This is a genomic window from Shigella sp. FC1967 (assembly GCF_001743005.1).
GTDB lineage: Bacteria > Pseudomonadota > Gammaproteobacteria > Enterobacterales > Enterobacteriaceae > Proteus.
This window is the reverse complement of record NZ_MIIZ01000748.1, coordinates 1-3824: the sequence shown is the minus strand read 5'-3', so window position 1 is coordinate 3824 and position 3824 is coordinate 1. Positions and strand designations below refer to the sequence as shown.

Genomic DNA, 3824 nt, shown 5'->3' with positions numbered 1-3824 from the left:
GTCATTATATTATCAGTGATTATATTCGGTGGAATGTGGGGTTTTTTGGGGGGGTTTTTCTTTTGCTATCCCATTAGCAACACTGATAAAAGCAGTATTGCATGCATTGCCTGATGAAATTGCAAATGAGCAACATATAAAGAAAAAGTTAAGTTTTTTGAACAGGGAATGCATTAAAAAACAGACAGTTTACACTGTCTGTTTTTTTATCAATTTTCGAAATCTTTATTAATGGTATTGCGTGAGCGAGATATTCAAGAACGATTTGATGGTGATTACTGGTTTTAAAGTTATCAAATACGTGTTCGATAACCCCATTTTTATCAATTAAGAATGTGGTACGATGAATTCCATCGTAAGTTTTCCCCATAAATTGCTTTTCTCCCCAGATACCAAATTCTTCTGCGATCTTATGATCTTCATCTGAAAGTAATGTAAAATTTAACATCTCTTTTTCAGCGAAACGAGAAAGTTTCTCTGATTTATCTGTACTGATGCCTAATACTTCAACTTTGGCTTTTTTTAGAGCATCCATTTCATCACGTAAGCCACAAGCTTGAGTCGTACAACCCGGTGTCATTGCTTTAGGGTAAAAATAAACGAGCACACGTTGGCCTGCGAAATCAGATAAATTAATTGTTTCTCCATCTTGGTCGGGCAGACTAAATTGAGGCGCCTTTTCACCGGCTTTTAATGGGTTCATTAGGTCATTCTCCATTTTTACTGTTTCATCATCAGACTATTTACGATACTTATTGTGCCTTGAGCGTTCAGCTCTGTACATAATTGATTAAATTTCTCATTAATAACAAGACCATGATCATCTAATGGATTATGCGCCGTAATTTGTATTTCTAAACGGGCAGGTGAGCCATCTTCTGATGGATGTGTTTTAGATATTAATTCAGCAAGATTAAAATTATGTTGGCTAAATAGATTAGTAAAGCGTTCTACAATACCGGGCGCATCTTCAATATCAACTTTCGCTGCGATGGTTGAAGGATAGGTAATCGGTGCGCCATTGGTGGTTCTTTTCATTACGGTCAATAAATCCAGTTCCGCACTTTTAATGGGCAACAACGCTTCTAATTGTGCGATAGCGTTCCAGCCACCTGAAAGTAGCATGATAAACGTAAACTCTTGACCAAACATCGCAAGTCGGCTGTCCTCGATATTACATCCACACTGGCTGACTAATTGTGTAATGGTATCAACAATACCAGGACGGTCAGCCCCCAATGCAGTAATGACGAGAAAATGTTTATCAGGTATGGGCAAAATAAGGTTCCTTTTGACTTTCAGTTTATTCTTAACAGGTAAACACAAATTTTGATTTCTGCCAAGATCCCTTGCTCACTATCTTCAATTATTATATCTCTTTAATTCATATCAAAGAATATTAGCAAATTTCATTAGAAACCTAGGGTTAAGTAGTTTTCAATAGAGCAATGAATGAGTACCATTGAGTATACGTCTATCTCGGAGCAATGATTATGGTGAATAACGAATTTAATTTTACAGGCAGTATGGTGGCATTGGTTACACCAATGGACGCAAAAGGCAATGTTGACCGGGTTAGTTTACGTAAATTAGTTGACTATCATGTTAATGCAGGCAGTGCCGCCATTGTTTCTGTCGGTACAACAGGAGAATCTGCAACATTAAGTCATGACGAGCATGTTGATGTGGTTCTGATGACGCTAGATATGGCTGATGGGCGTATTCCGGTCATAGCGGGTACAGGTGCTAATGCAACATCTGAAGCTGTCTGGTTTACACAACAGTTTGAAAATAAAGGTATTGCAGGTTGTTTAAGTGTAACACCATATTATAATAAACCTTCACAAGAAGGGTTATATCAGCACTTTAAAGCGATTTCTGAAAGCACGGCATTACCACAAATCCTGTATAATGTACCAGGTCGTACTGGATGTGATTTATTGCCTGTAACAGTTGCACGTTTAGCCAAGTTGGATAATATTGTGGCAATTAAAGAGGCGACAGGGAACTTAAGTCGTGTTAGTCAAATCCAAGAGTTGGTTAATGATGATAGTTTTATCTTATTAAGTGGTGATGACGCATCATCATTAGACTTTATGCAACTTGGCGGCCATGGTGTTATTTCGGTTACTGCTAACGTTGCAGCGTCAGAGATGGTAGAATTATGTCGATTAGCAAATGCGGGTGAGTTTACGAAAGCACGTGAACTGAATCGACGTCTGATGGATCTACATCATCAGTTATTTGTTGAACCTAATCCAATCCCTGCTAAATGGGCGTGTCAACGTATTGGATTGATTGAAGACGCCACATTGCGCTTACCTATGACTCCATTGACATCATCAGGTCAGCAAATTGTTGAGAAAGCGCTGTTAACAGCGGGAATACTGTAAAACTTAGGGAATTTTAATGGCAACACTATTGCATAAATCAAAGATTATGAAAGTCGCGGGTCTGTCGCTGGTGGTTTTACTGGCAGCCTGTTCAAGTGATCAGCGCTATAAACGTCAGGTCAGTGGTGATGAGTCTTATTTAGAGACGGCAGGGCTAAAGAATTTAGCGATTCCGGCGGGTATGGTGTTGCCTTTGCAAAATGGGGAATATGATATTCCAACCCCTAAAAAAACTGAACCTGTTGGTTTAGCGCTTGATATTCGTCCACCAACTCAAGCACTGAATTTGTTAAGTGGTTCACGTAGTGAAAATAATGCAGATAACAGCCGTCTGTTATTACCAAATTCACCTGAAAATACAACCTTGTATGAGCAAATTAATACTATCTTAAAAGAAAAAGGGGTTGCGATTGCTCAAAGTGATGCAGGGCAAAAAGAGATCCATACTGATTGGATCACATGGTTACGTGCTGATGAAAACGTACCTTTCCAAACACGTCAGCGTTTAGTGATTGCTCAGTCAGGCAATGTGATTTCGTTAACGGTGACTAACGAAGGTTTACGTCAAGGCGAAACTGAGGTGACGGATCCGTCTGAAGTGAAGCGTTACAATATTTTAATGCTTAACGAATTGGTTGATGGTTTAAACCGTATGCGTAATTTAAGCGAAAATACGGCAAGCAGTAGCTTACAAGGTATTATTGATGTCCAAAGTGGCAGTGATAATGCAGGTCTTCCAGTGATTATCGTTCGTGCACCATTTGATGTCGTTTGGGATAGATTACCTATTGCATTAGAAAGTGTGGGTATGAAGATGGGCGATCGTACACGTTCTAAAGGTTCAATTGAAGTAACCTATAAAGGAATGAGCAGTGCAAACTGGAGTTCGTTAGGGGTTGATAGACCAACGGTTGAAGAAGCTGATTATAAGTTACAAGTTGGCGATTTAAATAACCGCAGTAGTTTACAATTTATCAGTGATAAAGGTAAACCATTAACACAATCACAAAATGATCAAATGGTTGCTGCACTGAAAGCTGCTTTTAGTAAGCCTGTTAAATAAGCACTATTTTTTAAAAAAATGAGAAGCCCGCGCAATAAATGTTGTGCGGCTTTTTTTATGCTCTTAACTTAATTTTATTAATATAAATTGAAATTTATTTATCAAAATATAATTGGAACGATCAGATTAAACATCATTAATGGAATACTCTTTTAATGATAGGTTTAGCTTAATTTTATTAATAATATTAATCTTAATGCAATATGCTTAATTTTTATGCAATATTGCGTCAATTCTTATTCTTAAATAAAAATAACAAAGCATTCTCTGACTATATGAAGGAGTATTTATGAGTGCAGGTGATATGATTATTCACTTGATATTAAGTGGAATACTTATTGTAGGTGTTTTATCAATTTTATTTTTTT

At 37.4% G+C, this 3824-nt stretch carries 3 protein-coding genes and 2 pseudogenes; 3 read left to right on the top strand and 2 right to left on the bottom strand.

Features of this window, described 5'->3' with window-relative positions; all coding sequences use genetic code 11:
• Positions 1–130 (top strand): annotated as a pseudogene (locus BHE89_RS11875) (AI-2E family transporter); the annotation flags it as partial.
• Between the two features lie 117 nt (positions 131–247).
• On the opposite strand, the pseudogene bcp reads toward BHE89_RS11875, so the two are convergent.
• Positions 248–703, bottom strand: a pseudogene (gene bcp, locus BHE89_RS11870) (thioredoxin-dependent thiol peroxidase); the annotation flags it as partial.
• Between the two features lie 17 nt (positions 704–720).
• Complete coding sequence (locus BHE89_RS11865; protein ID WP_036912784.1) at positions 721–1278, bottom strand: glycine cleavage system transcriptional repressor; 558 nt, start codon at positions 1276–1278, stop codon at positions 721–723.
• 215 nt (positions 1279–1493) lie between these two features.
• Between BHE89_RS11865 and dapA the strand changes: the two genes are divergently transcribed.
• Entirely contained in the window at positions 1494–2393 is a 900-nt protein-coding gene (gene dapA, locus BHE89_RS11860; protein ID WP_069368867.1) for a 4-hydroxy-tetrahydrodipicolinate synthase, read from the top strand.
• Positions 2394–2409: 16 nt separating this feature from the next.
• Positions 2410–3456, top strand: coding sequence for an outer membrane protein assembly factor BamC (gene bamC, locus BHE89_RS11855; RefSeq protein WP_069368868.1), 1047 nt, complete (start codon positions 2410–2412; stop codon positions 3454–3456).
• Positions 3457–3824: the final 368 nt, after the last annotated feature.

Coding starts and splice junctions, on each gene's coding strand:
- bamC (WP_069368868.1), top strand. CDS start 2,410: ATGGCAACACTATTGCATAAATCAAAGATTATGAAAGTCGCGGGTCTG.
- dapA (WP_069368867.1), top strand. CDS start 1,494: ATGGTGAATAACGAATTTAATTTTACAGGCAGTATGGTGGCATTGGTT.